Here is an 18,680-nt window from a genome sequence, read left to right as displayed (position 1 = left end):
GCCTACACACTCACTTTCTTATCTTTAAGCTCGACGATTCTATTAATATCTAGTTCCATACATGCAATTGAGATGTTAGGACTAATTTCAGGAAAATGTTTCTTAAATACATCAGGTGCAATATTTAAAAGCAAATTCCCTTCAACGTCCTTCACATTAAACCAACCAACGACGCTTTTTGTAATTACTACTTGTTGTTTCATATCTCTATCCTCCTAAATTGTGCTAAGCAATTTCTTAACATTAATTTGTTTTAAATCATTGGTGTGTATATCCATATGTGATGTGATTTTCTCCATAAATTCATCAACATCTGATTTCTTAAATCGGTATGTGCTGCCTACCATGTAATACTTGAGCCCGTTATTAATAAGTAGCTCCTCAATTGTTGGTTTACTTAAATTTAGGTATTCAGCTAATTCTTTGTAGGTCATAAAGAACTTTTGTCTTGCTAGTTCATCTACACGTTCATTAATAGCTTTCTCTAATAAAGCGCGTGCTTCATTTTCATCAATATTAATGTTGAACATTGGTTAAGCCTCCTTTTGTAATTCTTGAATAACATTAAGGTTAAAAATTTTTTCTGGTTTTTCATCTAAACCAGAAGATATTTTTTGAATAGTTTCCAAGCTAGGATTTGATTTTTGAGATTCTAATTTGTATATAGTTGTTCTACTTATCCCACTTTTTCTACTTAATTCAGTAATGGTGATTTTTTTATTTTTCCGTATTCTTTTAACGTTGTTAACCATGAATAACACCTCCTGTTTAATATAATAATCTATATTGAAATTTGTGTCAACTATGATTTACAATAAAATCAAGAATTTATTTAAGGAGTGATTTCTGTGAATGACTTTGGAAAGAAATTAAAAGAATTAAGAGGCGACAAATCAATTAGGGAAGCATCTAGGAATATTGGTATAAGTCACACTTATTTAGATAGTTTAGAAAAAGGATTCGACCCAAGAAGTGGCAAAGAACGAAAGCCTACTATTGAAGTGATTCATAAAATAGCAAATTATTATGATTATAATTTTTTAAATTTAATTAGCTTAGCAGGTTTATTTGATTCTTTATCTGATATACCTGAAAATATTAAAAAAGACGAAATTAAAAAATTAGAACAGAGATTTGAAGAAGCCGAAAGAAATAAAGAAATAGACGTTAAAAATAATTATATAAGTTTAATTTCTAATAAACTTAATGGTAACGAAGTATTTTTTCTAGAACATATTTATAACTATTTCATATTAGAAAAAAATAGTAATTCTATCACATTAGTTGAAGGTAAAAATATTGATAAGTTAAGTTTTATAGGTATGTTATTTGATCAATTAGTAGAAAGTAAGAATTCTAATAATAAAGAAACATATTTTAATCTTAAAAATGAATTTGATAGTTTTCTTAGACAATACCTTGATATTAAGTAGGTGATTAAATGGCAAGCTATGACCAAATCGCTAAAAATAACTGGCGTTATCGTATATCGCTAGGAAAAAATGCAGAAACTGGCAAATATGAATACATATCTAAGACTGGATTTAAACGTAAATCAGACGCTAAACATCAAGCTGAAATGATTGAGCGTCAATTGAGAAATGGTGACTATATCGCCCCTTCTTCCAGCACGTTTAAACAAATAGCTGATGATTGGATTAAACAGTATGCTAATGATGTGAAAGTGAGTAGTGTCAGAGTGCGTGAGAAAGCCATACAGCACGCCATAGAGCGTTTTAATACTAAACCAATACAAACTATCAAGAAACATGATTATCAACGCTTTGTGGACGATATGAGCGCACAGTATAGCAAGAATTATGTTGATAGTATTGTCGCATCTACAAATATGATATTTAAGTATGCGTATGATATGCGATTAATAAAAGTATTGCCTAGTGAGGGTATTAAACGACCTAAAAAGAAAGTAAGTGTGGAAGAATTAGAAGATATTGAGATACACAAAAAGTTTCTTGAAAAAGATGAATTGTTTCAATTCCTGGAGGTTGCTAAGTATCACCATTCACCACAGAATAGCTTTGAAGTATTTACCGCACTAGCTTATACAGGTATGCGTGCAGGCGAATTGTTAGCGTTAAAATGGTCTGATATAGATTTTGAGAACAACACGATTAGCATTACTAAGACTTATTACAATCCGAATAATAATAAAAAGCACTATCAGATACTTACACCGAAAACTGAAAGCTCAATAGGTAAAATCTCAGTAGATCCCCATGTGATTCAATTACTCAAAGATTATAAAGTGAACGTACAGGATACATGGAAAAATGAGTTTTATATAGATAATAATTTCGTATTTACTGATGTGAACGGTTATCCACTTGTGATTAAAAAGCTGCAATTATGGATAAAAGCCATACTTAAAATGACTGACATAACGAATAAGCAAATAAGCACTCATTCATTTCGTCATACACATTGCGCCCTACTTATAGAGGCAGGCGTACATATTAAGGAAATACAAGAAAGATTACGCCACAAAGATATAAATACCACAATGAACATCTACGCAAAGATTACCAACTCATACAAAAAAGACGCTTCCCACAAGTTTAGTCAACTCATGGAAAACGTCAGTAAAGAATTATTTTAAGATTTTTATGTCATTATTATGTCACATGAAATCACCAAACGCCTTTAAACCAACGTTTATTGGTCGTTTTACATCATACCTGGCATGCCGCCCATACCTGCTTGATCGTTATTGTCTTTTTCAGGGATTGTAGCGACTACCGCTTCAGTTGTTAAGAACATTGCAGCAACACTTGCAGCGTGTTGTAATGCTGAACGTGTAACTTTCGTAGGGTCTACAATACCTTCTTCTAGCATATTTACCCATTCATTTGTAGCAGCGTTGAAGCCTACACCAGGGTCTGCGTTTTTCAAGCGTTCTACAATAATTGAGCCTTCTAAGCCAGCATTTTCAGCAATTTGACGTACAGGAGCTTGTAGCGCTTTAAGTACGATATTTACGCCTGTTTCAACGTCGCCTTCTGCTTCGATTTCGCTTACCTTTTTATAGATATTAACTAAGGCAGTACCACCACCGGCAACAATACCTTCTTCAACTGCAGCTCGAGTAGAGTTAAGCGCATCTTCAATACGTAATTTACGTTCTTTAAGTTCAGTTTCACTTGCAGCACCTACTTTAATGACTGCAACACCACCGGCTAATTTAGCTAAACGCTCTTGTAATTTCTCTCTATCGAAGTCTGAATCAGTTTCTTCAATTTGAGCTTTGATTTGACTTACTCGTGCGTCGATATTATTTTCGTCACCATCGCCATCAACGACAGTTGTATTATCTTTAGTTACTTCAACTTTGTTAGCTGAACCTAACATATCGATTGTCGCATCTTTTAATTCTAAGCCTAAATCATCAGTAATCACTTGTGCACCTGTTAAAATAGCTAAATCTTCTAACATTGCTTTACGACGGTCACCAAAACCAGGTGCTTTAACTGCAACTGCTGTGAATGTGCCACGCATACGGTTTAAGACAATATTAGTTAATGCGTCACCTTCAACCTCATCAGCCACAATTAAAATCGGACGACTTGATTGAACGACTTGTTCTAATAAAGGAAGAATATCTTGGAATGATGAAATTTTCTTATCAGTTACTAGAATGTAAGGTCTTTCTAATTCAGCAATCATTTTGTCTGAATCTGTAACCATATATGGAGATTGGTAACCACGGTCAAATTGCATACCTTCAACAACTTCTAATTCAGTATTGAAGCCATTTGATTCTTCAATTGTAATAACTCCGTCATTACCTACTTTATCCATTGCCTCTGAGATATATTGACCGATTTCTTCATCTGCAGCTGAGATAGCACCTACTTGAGCAATTTCATTTTTATTTTCAACTTTTTGAGAAATATCATGAAGTGCTTCAACAGCAACTTTAACTGCTTTGTCGATACCTTGTCTTAAACCAACTGGATTGGCACCGCTTGTCACGTTTTTCAAGCCTTCTTGAATCATAGATTGTGCTAAAACAGTCGCAGTAGTTGTACCGTCACCAGCGATTTCGTTCGTTTTATTAGCAACTTCTTGCACTAATTTTGCGCCCATATTTTCATAAGGGTCTTCTAATTCAATTTCTTTAGCAATTGTAACCCCATCGTTTGTAATTAATGGTGTTGTATATTCTTTATCTAATACTACATTGCGTCCTTTAGGACCAATCGTCACTTTTACAGCGTTTGCTAATTTATCTACACCTCTTAGCATCGCTTGACGCGCGTCTTCTGAGAATTTAAGATCTTTTGCCATATTTTATAATACCTCCATTTTTAGAAATTCTTTGATTGTCGTTTAGTGTTTATAAATTTATTTTTAAAATTATTGAATTACTGCTAAAATATCTTCTTCATTTAAAACTAAGTAAGTATTGTCACCGCGTTTAACTTCTGTACCTGCGTATTGTTGGAAAACGACAGTGTCACCTTCACTTACTTCAGGAGCAACTCGTGAACCATTGTCTAGTAAACGTCCTTGACCTACTGCGATGATTACACCTTCATTTGATTTTTCTTTAGCGCTATCTGTTAACACGATACCACTTTTAGTTGTTTGTTCTTGCTCTTTCTTTTCAATAATCACACGATTTCCTAATGGTTTAAGCATGATTGTTCCTCCTTTATTCGCATGTGATTTAGCACTTAGAATATTAGAGTGCTAACCTAATTTTTATATTAATCAAAGTTGGTCAACTTTTCAAGTGAAAAGGTAGCCGATTAAATTTTGTACATCACAATTATTTACGATAAAATAAACTATACTTAAATATAGATGGAGGTAAGTTATGAGAAGATTTTGGGTATCTTTATTAACGGTGCTCATATATGGCTTGGCTCAAATGCTACCTGGTTTCATTCTTAGAAGCAATTGGCTCGGTCACATGTCAAAAATAGAAAGCACTCAATTTATGATTTATACTCAAGTTTCTTTATTTATTCTAGCTGCTGTTATTATTATTTTAATCAATTTAAAGGTAAAGAATCCTACTACACTAGAAGCTAGTAAAAAAGAACCTAAAAGATATATTGTGCCATGGGCATTGCTCGGTTTCTGTATCGTTATGATCTACCAAGTGATTGTGGGTTTAATTTTCTTTGCAATTAATGGTAGCCCTCAAAAGAGTCCAAATACAGAACGTTTAATGGTAATCGCAAAACAAATGCCTGTATTCATTATTTTAATTTCTATTGTAGGACCAATATTGGAAGAATTTGTCTTCAGAAAGGTATTTTTCGGAGAAATATATAATGCTATTAAAGGGCCTCGTGTCGTAAGCTTTCTCATTGCTTCGATAGTCAGCTCGCTTATTTTTGCTTTAGCTCATAACGATTTTAAATTCATTCCTATGTACTTTGGTATGGGTATGATATTTTCAATTGCTTATGTATATACTAAGCGGATTGCTGTTCCAATCGGTATTCATATGTTGCAAAATGGTACAGTGGTACTGATGCAAGTGTTTGGTGGCGATGCGTTGAAGAAAGCTCAAGAACAAGCAAACTTTATTCTACATTTTATTATAAAATAAAGAGCATCTAATCATGTATAATGTTGCGGAACGTACATGATTAGATGCTTTCTTTGTTATTGTTGATTGTTCTTTCTATTATATAAGAACATACCTACTACACCTGCAAATATGACAACAATCACACTACTTAGTGTAATGAGGGTGCGATTAAATTTCTTCTTATTTTTATAGTCATCCGTTTGTTCTTCATCATTGGTTGTGATTTGATCTTCGCTGTGATTTTTAAAGGCACTATGATTTGAATCCTCTTTATCAGTAGGTTTTTTCAAATCTGGCATTGAACCGATTTCGCCAGTGATAAGTGCTAAAACTTGCTCATCTAGATTTTCATAATATTTACTAGCATTTAATGGATTAAAATATTGGAATCTAAAATAGTTAGACCCTTTTTGTAAAGAATTTAAATACTCATTCCCACTAAAATTTTGTTTTCTAAATAAACTGTAAATATCACTATCAGTAATTTCCCCATTTTCAGTGTTTAAGTTTCTCACTTGGTTAATTAAAAATGGATTGTATTTATACGCACCACTCGCTAAATTTTTAAAACGGTTCAGAATAGAGTTGTCGTCAGTTTTTTCATTACTAGTATTATAATGATTGTGATTTACGGCTGAACCTGATCTATTCCAAATAAATTGATTACGATCATAGTGCTGCGATTGATGATTCGATTGTGGATAGTCTGAACTATTGTTTGTGTTCGGGTTTCTTTTATATGGAGGGCCACTATCATTATTACTATTATGGCTTCCATAGTTTCCATTCCCTGGACTATCCGTTCCTCCATTATTGTTATCAGATTTAGGTGGTTGATTTGGATTATTCTGGTGAGACCCATGTGAGTTACCTGATGAACCATGATTGGAATGACCATTATTGTTGTTACCATCCGAACCGTTTGAACCATGGTTATTATTTCCATGAGATCCTGAATCACCACCACCTGGATGATGCCCGCCACTATCTGATGAGTGGTCATGATCTGAACCGTGATTGGAGTCGGAGCCGCTATCTGAATCGGAATCGCTGTCGGAATCCGAACCTTGATCTGAGTCTGAACCATGGTCAGAACCCGAATCGCTATCTGAGTCTGAACCGTGATCTGAGTCCGAACTGTGGTCTGAATCGGAGCCTGAGTCACTATCTGAATCGGAATCACTACCGGAATCGGAACCTTGATCAGAATCGGAGTCACTGTCTGAATCTGAGTCTGAATTGTGATCAGAGTCTGAGTCACTATCGGAATCCGAACCTTGATCTGAGTCTGAATGACTGTCTGAATCACTATCAGAATTATGATCAGAATCTGCATCGCTATCTGAATTTGAATCGCTGTCAGAATCCAAATCTGAATTTACCTCACTCGTTGTATTTGCATCAGAATTATCTGCACTTTCATTTTCAGAAGTAGAAACGTCATTTATATTGTTTTGAGGTTTTAGTGTATCATCATTAGAAGATGAATTGACAGAGTCAGTATGATTCAATTCCGTATTAGAATTTGCATGGTTTGCGATTTCATTTTCAGCTGCGTGAGCTTGATGATCTAGCATAGACGTACTTAGCATAAAGGCAAAGCCTGTTAATACAAACGAATGCTTTAATTTAATATTTTTCATCACCCAATCACCTCCCCTTTTCTTTTTCTTATCATCCTTAGTATATATAAAATAAAAGACTTTTGCATTTAAATAAGTCTTTTGAAAATGAATATTAATATAGTTGAAACTTCATAGTAATTATTTGTTTACTTTGAAAAGTATAATTATTATAGTGAATATACATCATAAACAAAGGAGTATTTTAAAATGGGATTTTTAAATAAAAATGAAAAAGAACCAACATTTAGTGAAGCAATTGAAAGTAGAAGAACGATTTATAATTTAGAAAAATCGATTTCTATAAGTGATGAAGAACTTGAAGAAATCATTTCACATGCTGTTAAACACGTACCTTCAGCATTCAATTCACAATCTACGAGAATCGTTTTACTTTTAAATGATAAAAATGAAAAGTTTTGGGAAACAACAAAGTCAATACTGAAAGAAACAATGGGACAAGATAGAGATTTCGAACCAACTCGACAAAAAATTGATAATTTTAAACATTCACACGGTACAATTCTTTATTATGAAGATCAAAGTGTGATTAACGCTTTACAAGATAAAATGCCTAATTTCTATGAGAATTTTGAAATCTGGTCTAATCAAGCAAATGCCATGCATCAATATGCTATATGGACTGCATTGGCTACACAAGGTATTGGCGCTTCTTTACAACATTACAATCCAATCGTGGATGAAGCAACTGCAAGTGAATTCGATATTCCTAAAACTTGGAAATTAATTGCACAAATGCCTTTCGGTGATGTACGTGAAGAAGCTAAAGAAAAAGAAATTAAACCTATCGAAGATCGTTTTATCGTAAAAAAATAATCTATGAGTTAGCGTCTGTGTAAATCAACTACAGGCGCCTTTTTGCGTTTAATAGATAACTTTAGTATCTTATAGATAAACTCAAATGAGGAGTGAAGAATATGAAAATTCAACTTTTTCAATTTCACGTGGCTTACGGTAATACGGAAGAAAATGAAACTAAAATCACAAATTGGTTTAATGAATACATAGATGATGATACTAATGTCGTTGTTTTACCTGAAATGTGGAATAACGGTTATGCGTTAGAAGAACTTGAAGATAAAGCCGACATCAGTTTAAAAAGAAGTTTTCCATTTATATCTCAACTTGCTAAGGAATTTAATGTAGATATTGTCGCTGGATCTGTTTCTAATATTAAAAATGAAAATGTATACAATACGGCATTTTCAATCAATAAAGACGGCGAATTAATTAATGAATATGATAAAGTACATCTCGTACCTATGTTAAGAGAACCTGAATTTCTTTCAGATGGAAATATCGTGCCTGAGCCTTTCAAATTATCAGACGGAACACTAGCAACTCAAATTATCTGTTATGACTTAAGATTTCCAGAATTATTAAGATATCCTGCTAAAAGCGGTGCTAAAATCGCATTCTATGTAGCTCAGTGGCCAAGTGCTAGACTTAATCATTGGCTTTCACTCCTCAAAGCAAGAGCAATTGAAAATGATATGTACGTTGTAGCGGCAAATGGTTGTGGCAATGATGGGAATACTGAATATGCAGGTTACTCCACAGTAATTAACCCTAATGGAGAAATCATACAAGAATTGGGAAGTGACGAAGGTATACTTACAACTACTATAGATCTAGAGTTAGTGGATAAACAACGGGAGTCTATTCCTGTCTTCAAGAATTTAAAACCTCATTTATACAAATAAAAATAAGCCGTGAGCTTGGGAGGGACTCACGGCTTTGATAACTTATTATTAAGGGAATGTTTTTACAGTTATTTTTTCAATCTATTTTTTGGGGATGTTATTAATTATGAAAAAATTTTAGTGAATTTATCTGTTTTATTAATGATAAATTGAATGTTGTTTACGATAGCTTACATGCTAGAAATAATTACCTAATTAAAGGTAGCTAAGAATAATACGTAACACTGAGTCCAAGGAAACTACAGCTTTATAGCAAATGTTGCTCACTTGCTATTCAAGAATTCTGGATTGTTAAGTTGGGATGGCTTAACAATCCATTTCTTAGTCATACTATACGAAGAAAACAAAGTTACAATGAAAAATTCAAAACTTATTTTTTGAATTTTTTAACTGTATCAATGATCCATTTGATTAAATCACTGATTGTAGAAATGATATCTGATGCCATGTCAACTTCACTCCTTCCGACTAAATAATGGATTTGAATGATTAGGGAAAAATCATTCAGTTAAGATTAAGCAAATTTTTCAACTATCTTTCCATCACATCTCTGTGATATGAGTCTATTAAAACATGCATTATACATAATGAAACAAATATTTCTTAACTCGCCAAAAAACATACGTAACTGTAAATTTTTTTATGTTAAAATATCACTTAGGAATTAAAAATAACACTTAGGTATATTTATATAACAGTTAGGCATATTTCTTAAAATGAATTGCACAAAATTGTATAATGATATATGAGGAGAGTAGCAGGCAAGTGAAAATAATTGATAAAAAAATTGACCAATTTGCTAACTACCTACAACGTAAGAACAATTTAGATCGTATACAATTTTTAAAAGTTCGTTTAGGTATGCAAGTAGTAGTTTCGAATATTGAAAAAACTATAGTTGTTTATGGGTTAGCGCTGATTTTCCACACATTTATTTATACCCTTTTAACTCACATAAGTTATTTTCTAGTTAGAAGTAATGCACATGGTGCACATGCTAAATCATCTCTATTGTGTCACATACAAAATCTATTATTTTTTTTAATAGTGCCTTGGTTTTTAACTCTTTTTCATATAAGTAATTTTGTATTAATAGGAGTAGGATTAATAAGTTTATTCATTGTTATTAAATTTGCTCCTGCTGCAACTAGAAAACAGCCAATACCAAAACACCTTATTAAACGAAAATGGCTAACTTCTATTATGGTAAGTATTTTATTATTGATTGTATGTATTTTTATTAAAAGACCACTAGTACAACTTGTGGTTTGGGGGATGTTTTTAGAATCGCTGACCCTATTACCTATTTTTTTTACTAAGGAGGATGTATGAAAATGATGCAAATTTTCGATTTATTATTTAAAGTTATTAGTTTTATTTTTGAAAAAATTGGTTTTTTAGCTGGTTACAGAACATGTAATACTTATTTTGATGAACCTGAAGTACCTAAAGAATTATTTGAAACATACCAAAAATAATTAGTTATAAGTTTTCATAGAAAGTGTGTAGCAAATGGATTCATTAAATAATTGGATTACAGCGAGTTTTCAATTAGCACTTATGTTTTATGTTGTGAAAGTATTAATGGGAGTAAAATATAATATAAGGGATTATATTTTCATGATTGGAATTATAATCCCTTCTAATATAGTGTATACTTTTATTGGTACCGACACTCTCATTCTTGTAATTATACTTTCTATAATATTTTTCTACAGAAAAATGAAATTTTTTTCTATTTTAGCTATATTTGGTTCGAATATTATATTATATTTATGTAATTTTATAACTGTTTTACTAATTACATTCTCCGAAAAGTTTTCTGATAAAATTGAATATAAGTTCATTATATACATAGTTAGCTTTGTCGGTTTTGGTATACTATTATCATATGCAACTAAATTTTTAATTAATCTTATTAAGAAATCATACTTATACTCAAATAAGTTATATATTTCAACCATTTCCATTTTCTTAGTTATTACTTTTTTCATATTATTTATTTTCACTAGAAACGAAGACTTAGATTTTCAAACTTTTAGACTTTATACATACCTTTATGTAGGTATTGTTTTAATAATACTTATAATTTTAATCATTATTTCTTATACTGTACTTCGTGAAATGAAATATAAGCGAAATCTTGAGGAAATTGAAACATATTATGAATATACTTTGCGAATCGAGAGCATTAATAATGAAATGCGTAAGTTCCGTCATGATTATGTGAACATTCTCTCTACTCTATCTGAGTTTATTCATGAAGATGATATGCCAGGGCTTAAGAGATATTTCAATGAACAAATCGTTCCATTAAAAGATAATATGAAGACGCGTTCAATTAAATTGAATGGAATAGAAAAATTGAAAGTTAGAGAAATTAAAGGGTTAATTACGACTAAAATTCTCCAGGCTCAAGAGAAAAAGATCCCAATCAGTATAGAAGTGCCTGACGAAATAGATAAAATCGACATGAATACAATCGAACTTAGTCGTATTACAGGTATTATTATTGATAATGCCATTGAGGCATCAGAGGCACTTGAAGATCCACTTATTCGAATTGCCTTTATTGATAACGAAGAATCTGTTACATTCATTGTGATGAATAAATGTAGCGATAATACCCCTAAAATTCATGAATTATTTGAAGAAGGCTTTTCTACGAAAGGTGATAACAGAGGTTTAGGTTTATCTACGCTTAAAGAACTGACTGATGAAAACGAAAATGTTTTATTAGATACCGTAATTGAAAATGGTTATTTTGTTCAAAAAGTAGAAATCATAAATACTAAGAACGAAGCATAAGGATGTGATAACAGATGAAGATATTCGTTTGCGAAGACGATCCGAGACAAAGAGAAAATATGGCATCAATTATCAAAAATTATATTATGATTGAAGAAAAACCGATGGAGTTAGCGCTCGCAACTGATGATCCTTATGAGGTTCTTGAACAATCTAAAGAAATGAATGATATTGGTTGTTATTTTTTAGATATTCAATTAGAAGCTGATATGAACGGCATCAAATTAGGTAGTGAAATCCGTAAACATGATCCTGTAGGTAATATTATCTTTGTTACAAGTCATAGTGAACTCACTTATTTAACTTTCGTTTATAAAGTGGCTGCTATGGATTTTATTTTCAAAGATGACCCTTCAGAGTTAAAGACAAGAATTATTGATTGTCTTGAAACGGCACATACACGCCTTAAATTGTTATCTAAAGAGAGTAATGTTGAAACAATTGAATTAAAACGTGGTAGTAATTCAGTTTATGTTCAATATGATGATATTATGTTCTTTGAATCATCTACAAAGTCGCACCGACTCATTGCGCATTTAGATAATCGCCAAATTGAGTTTTATGGTAATTTGAAAGAATTAGCGCAACTCGATGATCGCTTCTTTAGATGTCACAATAGTTTTGTGGTCAATCGACATAATATTGAATCCATTGATTCAAAAGAGCGTATGGTTTACTTCAAAAATGGCGAAAATTGTTTCGCATCCGTACGTAATGTCAAAAAAATCTAATACACACATAATGAAACCCAGCTTTCTCCTCCCTATTTGAGGTGAAAGCTGGGTTTCTTCATTGATATCGAATTATTTCTTTAATTCGTATTTCGTAAATTGTAAATAAACTTGTCCTGATTCTGTGGATGCTTTGATACCTGTCGCATTTTCACTTGGGAAAATTCTTGAAGTTAACACGCGTTCCCCATCATTACAGAATATTTCAATACTTGAAGTATCGACAAAGATGTGTAATTGATTGAGAGGTGTATCTAACCTAGTTGTGCGTGCTGTCCCGTCTACATTTGTTGGCAATAAACCACTATCAGAACGATCAAGCGTAATAGTATTTTCACGTTGATTATAAATAATAAGTGTAGATTCATTTCTTGAACTTCTTAATTCGAAATATACTTCTGTTGCATCATTTTCCAAAATATCAATAATCATTTCATATTGCTTTCCTTCATAAGGATGCAATTTGCGATTAAATTTATTTGCATAACCCAAAGCAGTTTCTTTATTCGTTCTTAAAGTTTCTAACGCCTTGAGTGGACGTTGCTTTAATTTACCATTTTCTATTGTGAGTTCTCGAGGAATTGTTAAACAATGCGCCCATCCTTCAGAATCAGTTGGATAATCAATGTCTGGTAGTCCCATCCAACCAATTAATATGCGTTTTCCATGTTTATCCACAAAAGTTTGCGGTGCATAGAAATCAAATCCTCTATCTAATTCTTGAAACGCTTGATGGTCAAATGTCATATTTTCAATAACTAAATTCCCTATCATATAACCTGATTGATAAATATTTCGATACTTTTCACCTTCCGCTTCAACCCCTTGTGGGCAGAAAAGTATAACATCATGACCGTCTAACTCGAAATAATCTGGACATTCCCACATATATCCGAATTGACTTAAATCTGTTTGAATCTCACCTAAGAATGTCCAATTCACAACATCTTCACTACGATATAAGACCAATCGACCTTGTTCATTATTGGTTTGGGCGCCTAATATCGCATATAGTTTACCGTCCTTTTCAAATACTTTAGGATCTCTGAAATGACTTGTGTAACCCTCTGGTTGTCCATGTATAACCGGCTTAGGAAATTTCTCTACAGTACCGTCCTCTTTAAGTCGGGCAATCATTTGACTAGATACACGGTTCCAATGATGGTCGCGATGATTACCAGTATACATATAATAGAGATGACCATTATATTCGAAGGCACTACCGCTATACACACCGTGACTGTCATATTTCGTATCCGGCTCTAGTATAGGCCCTTGAGATTCAAAGTGTACCAAATCATCACTGGTATAATTAAACCAATATTTAAGTCCATGTACTGCTCCTAATGGGAACCACTGATGTGATATGTAATAACGCCCATCATAATAGATAAGGCCGTTAGGATCATTTAGCAATCCTGTTTCAGGCTGAATATGATATGTCTGTCTGTATGGAGAAGCATCGACTCGTTTTTTTAGTTCCATAAACGTCTCTGTATCAACATCTTCTATACGTTGATAACGTGCTTCACGTGTCCATTCCGCCATGTTTTCACTCCTACTCTCAACTCATTTTGCTTTCTTCTTAACTTTAATATTTTAACATATGAGCTACGTATATAGATGTAGATTTTTAGTTTTAATCATGAGAATTTTATGGAAAATGAATCGACATTCAAAAATCTGGAAACGATACGTTTAAATACATCTACGCACTTAGCGATATCGGAAATATTTTTCATAAGAAAACTCACCTATCATGTATGTATTAACTCGAACATATTTCATCACATATATATCCTCTTTAAATAAGTGATAGTTCAAATGATACCGACATGATAAATGAGTAAGATTCACTTTCTATATGTTGGACTAGAATTTCATACGACGATTAAATTTATTTAATTCACCATAGAAGTAGGCTTTTTCACCATGAACAATTGCATCGAGTCCAGTTTTGTCTTCTTCTTCAGTCGTTGCTAATGGTGTAAATGACTTAATTATTCTAGCAATCATGTATGTAACAATTGCACTGAATACCACAGTGGCAAGCGCTGCTGCTAATTGTATTAAAATAACTTTGAAATCGCCTGTGTATATGAGACCATTTTCCACGGCATCATTTACCTTGTGAGACTGAAAGACACCTGTAAGTACTGCACCAAGCACACCACCAACGCCATGAATACCAAACGCGTCTAGCGCATCGTTATATTGTAATTTCACTTTAATTAAATTGATAACAACGTAGCATCCGATACCACCAATTACAGCGATAATGACTGCACTAAGATAATTGACATAACCTGCAGCTGGAGTAATGGCTACAAGCCCAGAAAGTGCACCAGATAAAAGGCCTAATAGACTTGTTGTCTTTTTCAAAGCATATTCTAAAATCAACCAGCCAAATGCACCGGCACTTGCAGCGATGACAGTATTGACAAACGATACCATCGCGATTTGATCAAATGTGAACGCACTGCCGACATTGAATCCGTACCAACCTAACCAAACTAAAATACCTCCAATTAGCGTAATGAGTAAATTATGAGGCGTATGCTTTTCTTGTTTCTTTCCTACCCCAATCATAATCCCTAAAATTAAACCAGACACACCTGAGGTAATATGTACAACTGTTCCACCAGCGTAATCGATGGCACCAAGTTTACTAATCCAGCCTCCACCCCATACCCAGTGTGCAACTGGACTATAAATAAATACTACCCATAAACCAACAAAAATAAGATAAGGGATAAATCTCATTTTTTCAGCTATAGAACCTGATAAAATCGAAACCGCGATAGTACAAAACATCATTTGGAATAACATGAAAAGTGCGAGAGGGACATGTGGACTAATAGTTTTAGAAATTGCAAAACCGACGTGATTTAAACCTAGAAATTTAAAACCACCAAGCCAGTCGTTACCTTGGTCAAAACTAATTGAAAAACCAATAATCATCCATGTGAATGTGACAATAACAATTGCTGCCATACTTTGCATAACTGTATTTAATGCATTCTTCGATTGGACAAGTCCTCCATAAAATAAACTAAGACCTGGAGTCATTAACCAAACTAATAATGTACATAAAAATAGGAAAATTGTATCATCCATATTCATTCTTACCACTTCCTTTATCAACATCATAATGAGTGATTGATGGAAGCGCAAAAATCGGTAAGGTAATATTACACGTGGCGTAAGTTTATTTAACATTCTAACTGATATAATTGTATTGAAACGATACAAAAAAGCTAGCGAAATCACACGATTCCGCTAGCCTCACTTCATATATAATTTAAGCTTTCTGAACAGTGATTGTCCATGAAGCATCATCTAATTGTTCATAATTCGTTACTGGGTAGCCATTTTCAGCCGCCCAATTAGGCAAAGCTTCAGTAGCTTGCGTACAGTCAAAGTCTATTTTTAATTCATCGCCTTGATTTAATTCTTGCATTTTCTTTTGTGCTTCTATAAGTGGGAATGGACATACCATACCTACTGTACCTAATTCATGTACCATAGAATAACCTCCTTATGTCGTTTGAGTACGTTGACTTACTGTATTATTTTGAGATTTATTATTTGTCGTTTGTTGCAACCTTTTCATAGGTTTAACGAAAATAAAGTAACTCATAAACCATACTCCAATAATCATTGATCCTAAGCCTATCCATCCTTGCCAACTCATTGTGGCAGTTTCTACAAGGCCATTACCGATTGAACAACCACCAGCTACAGATGCACCAAACCCCATCAGTATTCCACCGAAGGCACTATTACGAATGGTCTTTTTATCAGGAAGGCGCCATTTAAATTCTTTTGAACCTCTTGCGGCGATATAAGAACCTACAAAGATACCAAGTACTAAAAGTACGCCCCAATCGATAAATTTAGAATTACCTGAGACTAAATAGTTTATTAAATTAGCAGATGGCGTCGTAATCCCAAGTCCATAAGGGCGGCCTGTTGATTCGCTCATAGGCCATGCAAGTAGTGCGATTAAACCTACAGCAATACCTGCAACAAATGGATGGTATCTTCTTTCGAATAAATAATGTCGAATACCCGTATGCTTTTGTTTTAATTTAGGCACCATTACCTTAGGTTTACGTAAAGTTCTTACAACTAAAGTGATTGTAATCACTGTTAAAATTAAAACAAGTACCCAGTTCGGAATGCCTGTTGAATGACTTACACTCGCATTCACATTTGTAGGTCGATTGATTACATTCATCAACGGAAGTAATACACCCGTTTTTGTAATTGCAGAAGTCACTGCGTATAAGATGAGGGCAACCCAACTACCTATGAGTCCTTCACCAGCACGATACCACGTTCCAGTGGCACATCCACCTGCGAGTACTATACCTATGCCGAAGATAAACGAACCTATAATGGTTCCAACTACAGGAAATGTATGAGTCGGCACTTTAATAGCTCCAAAGCTTGTCAATATGAGTAGCCCTATACTCTGAACTGTGATTGCTACCAGTAAGGCATAGAACATTTTATTACTTTTTTGAACATACATATCTCTGAACCCGCCTGCGAGACAGAATCTTGTACGTTGCATTACAAATCCTAGTAACACACCCACGATGAGTCCACTAATTATCATCCAAGTCATTTAATCACCTATTTCCGATATAAATAATAAGGTATTATAATGGAAATATTCAAATTTTGCAAACTTATCATTTTTTGACTTTTAAAATTAGAGCTCATACAGATTAAATTACTTTGTTTTCAACAAACTTCAAAAATATATGCACTAAATCCCGAGGGAGAAATGCCAGTCGAAGACTACAGACGGAGACGGCACCCTAGGGAAGCATACGCATATAATTTGAATTACTAATTTTTCTCGGATTTTCAATGGTTTTTACTATATTTTTAGAAATTAATTTATTTTCAATACTGCATTGATTGCTTTTAAATCCTCTTTTGAAAAATGTCTAAACTTATACCATTCATGGTCATTGTAATATATGAATAACTTACCACCTAACAAACCTTTAGATTGCTTATATCGAACAACTTTGTCGGTATCAAACTGCAAGTCAAATGGTGTATGATCTTTGCCATAAGCTTTAAATATTATTGTATGATCATCTAATATTAATTTTCCTGGAACAGTTAACATTTGAGGTATATGTGCTTTATAACTACAATTTGCTTCAACTCTCATTTTTGCGCGCACCCCTTTATATGATTATGTATACTATATCATTTTTTTCATAACAAAAAAGCACCCTTTGACGGATGCTTATCAATGTATTAATTGCCATTACTGTAATTTTTCATAAAGAATAATAATGATTGTAGTTCAATACCTAAATCGATGTGATGAACTTGTACATGTTGTGGTGTCTTGATTCGACTTGGAGTGAAGTTAAGTATCCCTTTGACGCCCGCTTCTACAAGCTGATCAGTAACTTGTTGTGCTACATTTTCAGGCGTAGTTAAAATAACGACATCGATATCTTCAGCTGCTAATCTAGATTGAATCTCATTATTATGTTTAACTACAACTTTACCAACTTGTTCTCCAATTACATCTTCTTTAATATCAAACGCTTCAGTAATTGTCATTTCATCATGGATTGAGAAATTATACGTAAGTAATGCACGGCCTAAGTTACCTACGCCTACAATCGCAATTTTGATTTCGTCACTTTCACTAATCTCTGATTTAAAAAACTCAAGCATACTATCAACGTTATAACCATAACCCTTTTTACCCAATTCACCAAAATATGAAAAATCACGACGTATTGTTGCTGAATCTATTTGTAAAGCTTCACTTATTGCTTTGGAATTCACACGGTCAATACCCTTAGATTTTAATGTACTTACAAATCTATAGTACAAAGGTAAACGCTTTAATGTAGCACGAGGAATTTTAGTGTGTTCTGGCATATCATAGGTCCCCCTTAAAGTTTGAATGAAATATATTTATGTATTCAAACATTTTAACGTGCAAGTTGTAAGGCGTTTAAATATACAAATAATTGCCTACAATGAATACTTAAATATTATACATTATTGATTTTTAAAAATAAATATCCCAGTTTCATGTGATGCGGGAATGCTGTAAAATAAAGATAATTGAGTTAATTATAAGCTTAATCATAAGGTCTCTTTTGGCAAGCGAATTTTATTTTGGAGAATAATAAAGTTTAACAATTAAAAATTCGCACAAAATTAAAAAATTTGAAATCTTATT

At 33.1% G+C, this 18,680-nt stretch carries 22 protein-coding genes and 1 pseudogene; 9 read left to right on the top strand and 14 right to left on the bottom strand.

Annotation, left to right across the window (positions count from 1 at the left end; translation table 11 throughout):
* Positions 1–2: 2 nt before the first annotated feature.
* Genes JMUB898_RS04615 through JMUB898_RS04605 form a run of 3 tightly spaced genes read right to left on the bottom strand, consistent with a single transcriptional unit; the run spans position 3 to position 752 of the window.
* Positions 3–203 carry a pathogenicity island protein gene (locus tag JMUB898_RS04615; RefSeq protein ID WP_126501923.1) on the bottom strand — a complete coding sequence of 67 codons (201 nt, stop codon included), beginning with the start codon at positions 201–203 and terminating at the stop codon, positions 3–5.
* A 12-nt stretch (positions 204–215) separates the two neighbouring features.
* Positions 216–530 carry a helix-turn-helix domain-containing protein gene (locus JMUB898_RS04610; protein ID WP_126501922.1) on the bottom strand — a complete coding sequence of 105 codons (315 nt, stop codon included), beginning with the start codon at positions 528–530 and terminating at the stop codon, positions 216–218.
* 3 nt (positions 531–533) lie between these two features.
* A complete protein-coding gene (locus JMUB898_RS04605; RefSeq protein WP_046026412.1) occupies positions 534–752 on the bottom strand; it encodes a helix-turn-helix transcriptional regulator in 219 nt (72 codons plus the stop codon).
* Positions 753–848: 96 nt separating this feature from the next.
* On the opposite strand from JMUB898_RS04605, the gene JMUB898_RS04600 reads away from it, so the two are divergent.
* Complete coding sequence (locus JMUB898_RS04600) at positions 849–1,433, top strand: helix-turn-helix domain-containing protein (protein WP_172594633.1); 585 nt, start codon at positions 849–851, stop codon at positions 1,431–1,433.
* Between the two features lie 8 nt (positions 1,434–1,441).
* Positions 1,442–2,617 (top strand): tyrosine-type recombinase/integrase, encoded by a 1,176-nt coding sequence (locus tag JMUB898_RS04595; protein ID WP_126501920.1) that lies wholly within the window; start codon positions 1,442–1,444, stop codon positions 2,615–2,617.
* Positions 2,618–2,685: 68 nt separating this feature from the next.
* Here the strand turns inward: JMUB898_RS04595 and groL are convergent, their stop codons facing one another.
* Together groL and groES are read right to left on the bottom strand one after the other, a co-directional pair.
* On the bottom strand, positions 2,686–4,305 hold the full coding sequence (groL, locus tag JMUB898_RS04590; protein ID WP_002445341.1) for a chaperonin GroEL: 1,620 nt from the start codon (positions 4,303–4,305) through the stop codon (positions 2,686–2,688).
* A 69-nt stretch (positions 4,306–4,374) separates the two neighbouring features.
* Positions 4,375–4,659 carry a co-chaperone GroES gene (gene groES, locus JMUB898_RS04585; protein ID WP_044466866.1) on the bottom strand — a complete coding sequence of 95 codons (285 nt, stop codon included), beginning with the start codon at positions 4,657–4,659 and terminating at the stop codon, positions 4,375–4,377.
* 178 nt (positions 4,660–4,837) lie between these two features.
* Here groES and mroQ point away from each other — a divergent pair, with 178 nt between their 5' ends.
* Positions 4,838–5,581 (top strand): intramembrane glutamic endopeptidase MroQ, encoded by a 744-nt coding sequence (gene mroQ, locus JMUB898_RS04580; protein WP_044466867.1) that lies wholly within the window; start codon positions 4,838–4,840, stop codon positions 5,579–5,581.
* Between the two features lie 56 nt (positions 5,582–5,637).
* Here mroQ and JMUB898_RS04575 read toward each other — a convergent pair whose 3' ends face one another.
* Positions 5,638–7,206: an SdrH family protein gene (locus tag JMUB898_RS04575; protein ID WP_126501919.1), complete on the bottom strand. Its 1,569-nt coding sequence runs from the start codon at positions 7,204–7,206 to the stop codon at positions 5,638–5,640.
* 189 nt (positions 7,207–7,395) lie between these two features.
* On the opposite strand from JMUB898_RS04575, the gene JMUB898_RS04570 reads away from it, so the two are divergent.
* Together JMUB898_RS04570 and JMUB898_RS04565 are read left to right on the top strand one after the other, a co-directional pair.
* Positions 7,396–8,022 (top strand): nitroreductase family protein, encoded by a 627-nt coding sequence (locus tag JMUB898_RS04570; RefSeq protein WP_044466869.1) that lies wholly within the window; start codon positions 7,396–7,398, stop codon positions 8,020–8,022.
* A gap of 101 nt (positions 8,023–8,123) precedes the next feature.
* Positions 8,124–8,909, top strand: a complete 786-nt coding sequence (locus JMUB898_RS04565; protein ID WP_044466870.1) for a carbon-nitrogen family hydrolase — start codon at positions 8,124–8,126, stop codon at positions 8,907–8,909.
* 370 nt (positions 8,910–9,279) lie between these two features.
* Here JMUB898_RS04565 and JMUB898_RS04560 read toward each other — a convergent pair whose 3' ends face one another.
* On the bottom strand, positions 9,280–9,357 hold the full coding sequence (locus tag JMUB898_RS04560) for a delta-lysin family phenol-soluble modulin (protein ID WP_080981464.1): 78 nt from the start codon (positions 9,355–9,357) through the stop codon (positions 9,280–9,282).
* A gap of 317 nt (positions 9,358–9,674) precedes the next feature.
* Here JMUB898_RS04560 and JMUB898_RS04555 point away from each other — a divergent pair, with 317 nt between their 5' ends.
* From JMUB898_RS04555 to agrA, 4 genes are read left to right on the top strand one after another with little or no spacing between them, the layout of a single operon-like run.
* Positions 9,675–10,241 (top strand): accessory gene regulator AgrB, encoded by a 567-nt coding sequence (locus JMUB898_RS04555; protein ID WP_044466871.1) that lies wholly within the window; start codon positions 9,675–9,677, stop codon positions 10,239–10,241.
* Positions 10,242–10,243: 2 nt separating this feature from the next.
* On the top strand, positions 10,244–10,387 hold the full coding sequence (gene agrD / locus JMUB898_RS04550) for a cyclic lactone autoinducer peptide AgrD (RefSeq protein WP_121909995.1): 144 nt from the start codon (positions 10,244–10,246) through the stop codon (positions 10,385–10,387).
* Positions 10,388–10,421: 34 nt separating this feature from the next.
* On the top strand, positions 10,422–11,717 hold the full coding sequence (gene agrC, locus JMUB898_RS04545) for a quorum-sensing sensor histidine kinase AgrC (protein WP_049402089.1): 1,296 nt from the start codon (positions 10,422–10,424) through the stop codon (positions 11,715–11,717).
* Positions 11,718–11,731: 14 nt separating this feature from the next.
* Complete coding sequence (gene agrA, locus JMUB898_RS04540; RefSeq protein WP_002445329.1) at positions 11,732–12,448, top strand: quorum-sensing response regulator AgrA; 717 nt, start codon at positions 11,732–11,734, stop codon at positions 12,446–12,448.
* 72 nt (positions 12,449–12,520) lie between these two features.
* On the opposite strand, the gene JMUB898_RS04535 is transcribed toward agrA, so the two are convergent.
* The 7 genes and pseudogenes from JMUB898_RS04535 to JMUB898_RS04510 all read right to left on the bottom strand — a co-directional run bounded on the left by JMUB898_RS04535 (position 12,521) and on the right by JMUB898_RS04510 (position 18,373).
* Positions 12,521–13,996, bottom strand: a complete 1,476-nt coding sequence (locus JMUB898_RS04535) for a sucrose-6-phosphate hydrolase (RefSeq protein WP_044466873.1) — start codon at positions 13,994–13,996, stop codon at positions 12,521–12,523.
* 98 nt (positions 13,997–14,094) lie between these two features.
* Positions 14,095–14,190 (bottom strand): annotated as a pseudogene (locus JMUB898_RS12855) (LacI family DNA-binding transcriptional regulator); the annotation flags it as partial.
* A gap of 130 nt (positions 14,191–14,320) precedes the next feature.
* Positions 14,321–15,571 carry an ammonium transporter gene (locus JMUB898_RS04530; protein WP_044466874.1) on the bottom strand — a complete coding sequence of 417 codons (1,251 nt, stop codon included), beginning with the start codon at positions 15,569–15,571 and terminating at the stop codon, positions 14,321–14,323.
* A 178-nt stretch (positions 15,572–15,749) separates the two neighbouring features.
* The gene (locus tag JMUB898_RS04525; RefSeq protein WP_002445323.1) at positions 15,750–15,974 is read right to left on the bottom strand and encodes a sulfurtransferase TusA family protein; all 225 of its coding nucleotides are present in this window, start codon (positions 15,972–15,974) and stop codon (positions 15,750–15,752) included.
* Between the two features lie 12 nt (positions 15,975–15,986).
* The gene (locus tag JMUB898_RS04520; RefSeq protein ID WP_044466875.1) at positions 15,987–17,081 is read right to left on the bottom strand and encodes a YeeE/YedE family protein; all 1,095 of its coding nucleotides are present in this window, start codon (positions 17,079–17,081) and stop codon (positions 15,987–15,989) included.
* A 273-nt stretch (positions 17,082–17,354) separates the two neighbouring features.
* A complete protein-coding gene (locus JMUB898_RS04515; protein ID WP_044466876.1) occupies positions 17,355–17,642 on the bottom strand; it encodes a hypothetical protein in 288 nt (95 codons plus the stop codon).
* Positions 17,643–17,731: 89 nt separating this feature from the next.
* On the bottom strand, positions 17,732–18,373 hold the full coding sequence (locus JMUB898_RS04510; RefSeq protein ID WP_044466877.1) for a redox-sensing transcriptional repressor Rex: 642 nt from the start codon (positions 18,371–18,373) through the stop codon (positions 17,732–17,734).
* Positions 18,374–18,680 lie beyond the last annotated feature (307 nt).

Source organism: Staphylococcus caprae (genome assembly GCF_003966625.1).
Lineage (GTDB): Bacteria > Bacillota > Bacilli > Staphylococcales > Staphylococcaceae > Staphylococcus > Staphylococcus caprae.
This window is presented reverse-complemented; position numbering and strand designations above follow the sequence as displayed.